The 3473-nt window shown below is 61.5% G+C and carries 2 protein-coding genes; both read left to right on the top strand.

The window, feature by feature from the left end:
* Window positions 1–28 precede the first annotated feature (28 nt).
* Complete coding sequence (locus F8S13_27570) at window positions 29–3052, top strand: Tn3 family transposase (protein ID KAB8139570.1); 3024 nt, start codon at window positions 29–31, stop codon at window positions 3050–3052.
* A 264-nt stretch (window positions 3053–3316) separates the two neighbouring features.
* The coding region (locus F8S13_27565; GenBank protein ID KAB8139569.1) for an RHS repeat protein at window positions 3317–3473 on the top strand (157 nt) is incomplete at its 3' end.

The following is a 3473-nucleotide window of genomic DNA, read 5'->3' as shown; positions in this document are numbered from 1 at the left end:
ACATGGGTGGGCCGCAGGGGCGGGGAGAATGTCTGCTATACTCATTTGTCAGACATCGCCGCTTCATCAAGGATACCCGCGTATGCCATCGATTGAGCGCACGGCCTACCCCTTCTATCGTCGCACGCTACCCCCGTCGGATATGCACCGCTATTATACCCTCACCCCGGAGGAGCATGCATGGGTGCTCCAGGTGGCACGTGGCCCCACCCGCCTGGTCGCGTGCTCGGTCCTGCTCAAGGCGGCCCAGCACCTCGGCTATTTTCCGCTGCTCACCGAGATCCCCTCCCGTATCATCCAGCATGTGGTGCAGGCATGGGATATTTTCACCCCGATCGCGCTCCACACGATCACCGACCGGACCCTTTACACCTACCATCGTCACATCCGTGCGTTCCTGGGGCGCAGCAGCGATGACCGGATGATCCGGCGCGCCGCCACCACCGCGCTCGTCGCTGCGGCCCAGGTCCACGATAGTCCCGTTGACCTCATCAACGCGACCGTCGAAACGCTCCGTACCGCCAACGTCGAACTTCCCGCCTTCAGCACGCTGGATCGTCTGACCCGTCGGGTGCGCACCCTCGTGAACGCACGCCTGGCCCAGCGGCTCGCCGCACAGATCCCTGCCGAACACCAGCATGCCGTGCTCGATCTCCTCGCACCCATTCCCGGCCAGATCACCACCCGCTTGGCAGAGGTGAAGCAAGGCGCACAACAAGCCTCCTTCCAGCATTTTGCTGCGCTTCTGACCCAACTCCAGTGGCTGGATAGTCTCGGCGATTTCACGCTGGTGCTGGCCGATGTGCCACCCAGCAAGATCCAGCATCTCGCGGCAGAGGCCAAAGCACTCGATGCGATGGAAATTCGCAAAATGCGCCCAGCCAAGCAGCTTCTACTGCTGGTTTGCCTCATCCATCGGATGCAGGCCCAGATCCGTGATGCGATCATCGAGATGTTCCGTAAACGCATGCATACCTTCCACACGCGGGCGCGGACGCAGCTCGAACAGCTCCAGCTTGCCCATCAGGCAGAGATTCAGCGTATGTTGACCACCTTTACCGCCATGCTGGAGGTGCTCGACGAGCAGCCCACGCCGACCGAGGCCATGGACCGGCTTGCGGCCATTATGGACCCGGTGGGCGGGACTACCGCGCTCCTGCACTCCTGCGAGCAGCTCGCCGCGTGGACGGGCAATACCCATCTGCCCTTGATCTGGCAGTGCTACCATACCCACCGGCGGCTCTTTTTTCGGATGCTGGATAGCCTGACCTTCACGGCCACCAATCAGGACACCAGCCTCCTCGCCGCACTCACCTGGCTCAAAGATCAGCGCAATCGCACCGCAGCGCACCTCCCAGCAACACTTGATCTCTCCTTTGTGCCCGACCAGTGGCAGCGCATCATCCTCACCCGCATCGACCAGAAGCCCATGCTGATCCGCAAGCCCTTTGAGGTCTGCATCTTCACCTGCCTGGCTGCCGAGCTGAAAGCCGGTGATATGGCCGTTGCCCGCTCCGATGCCTACACCGATTATCGGGCGCAGCTGCTGCCCTGGGAGGTATGCGCGCCGCAGGTGGCCGCCTACAGTCAGCAGATTGGCTTCCCACCAACGGCGGGCGGGTTTGTTGCGGATCTGCGGGCACGACTCGAGCATGCGGCGCAGCTCGTAGATGCAGCCTTCCCTGACAACCATGATCTGACCATCACCGCAACCGGCGAACCAATCCTGAAGCGGCTGGCGCGCCCCATCGTTGCGCCCCAGGCCGCTGCGCTCGAAACCGAACTCCTGGCACGGATGCCCGAGCGGCAGCTCCTCGACATCATGGCCACCGTGGCCCACTGGACCAACTGCACCCGCCATTTCGCGCCCAGCAGTGGTAGTGATCCCAAGCTCAGCGACCCCCAGCGCGACTATACCCACCTGCTGTTTGCCTACGGGACGAATATGGGGCCAGTTCAAGCGGCGCGCCATATGGGCGAGGCGATGAGCGCACACCGACTCTCCTACCTCAACCGGCGGCACGTCACCAGCGCCGCACTCCATGCAGCGGCCAGCGATATCATCAATGTCTACCGCCCGCTCACCTTGCCTCGGGCCTGGGGCGATGGCAGCCGCGTGGCTGCCGATGGAACCATGATCGAGCTGATGGAAAACAACCCGCTGGCCGAATACCATTTCCGGTACCGGATGCGCGGTGGAGTGGCCTACCACCATGTGGCGGATACCTATGTGGCGATCTTCAGCCACTTCATCCCGTGCGGGGTCTGGGAGGCGGTGTATCTCATCGAGGGCTTACTCCAAAACACCTCCGACCTGCGGCCAACCAAAGTCCATGCCGACACCCAAGGCCAATCCACGCCCGTGTTTGCGCTGGCCCACCTGCTCGGCATTGAACTCCTGCCACGCATCCGCAATTGGAAAGATCTGATCTTCTTCAAAGCGACCCGCGAACAGACCTTCCAGCATTTGGAGCCGCTTTTTCAAGGGGTGATCGATTGGGACCTGATCGAGCGGCACTGGCAGGATCTGCTCCAAGTGGTCTTGTCCATCCAGGCCGGCAAGATCTCATCGGCGATGGTGCTCCGCAAGCTGGGCAACGACAGCAAGAAAAACAAGCTCTACCAGGTCTTCCGCGAGCTGGGGCGGGTCATCCGCACCCTGTTTCTCCTCCGCTACATCTCTGACCAGTCGCTGCGGGTTGAGATCACGGCAACGACGAATAAAGTCGAAGCCTTCAACGGCTTTCAACAGTGGCTGACCTTTGGCCGAGAGGGAAGTATTCCTGATGGCGACCCCGAAGAGGCGGAGAAGCGAGTCAACTATGCCGATGTGCTGGCCAACGCGGTGATCCTCCACAATGTTTACGATATGACGACCGCGCTCAAGGCCATGCTCGATGACGGATACCCGGTCGAGTGGGCCGATCTGGCGACCCTCAGTCCCTACATCACCCGGCACATCCAGCGCTTTGGTGCCTACCAGCTCTCACCGGAGCCACCGCCCCCCTTCGAGGCGGTGTTGAGCTGGGCCTTGCCGAACACGAATCCCTGAACGCCCCCATGCAGGCAAGGATGCAGCCGCAGCGGCCCCATGTCCTCGGACATGGGGCCTAACCATATCAGCGTCATAAAGGGCAAGATGGAGGTTTTTGACTACAAAACCGAAAGGAGGGTGGTGCGCGTATTCTGCATGGGGAAGCCCTAAAACGCTTACACGTTTTCGTTTATTTCCTATTATTACACGTATGTCGGCTCAACCCCTGATACCCTCCTCAACTCGGCGACCTATGATGCGCGGGGCAATCTCGCGGCGGTGATGCAGATCGCCAACAGCGCCATGCGCCTCACCACCGCCTACACCTACACGACCGACAACCGCGTGCAGGAGGTGAAGGACGCGGCGGGCATCCGCACCCGCTACGCCTACGACACGCTGGGCCAGTTGACCGACGTGACGGTGGGCTATGGCACCG

This window comes from Chloroflexia bacterium SDU3-3 (genome assembly GCA_009268125.1).
GTDB lineage: Bacteria > Chloroflexota > Chloroflexia > Chloroflexales > Roseiflexaceae > SDU3-3.
Note: the sequence above shows the minus strand (reverse complement) of the source record. Positions and strands in the feature narration are given on the sequence as shown.

Coding starts and splice junctions, on each gene's coding strand:
- F8S13_27570 (KAB8139570.1), top strand. CDS start 29: ATGTCTGCTATACTCATTTGTCAGACATCGCCGCTTCATCAAGGATAC.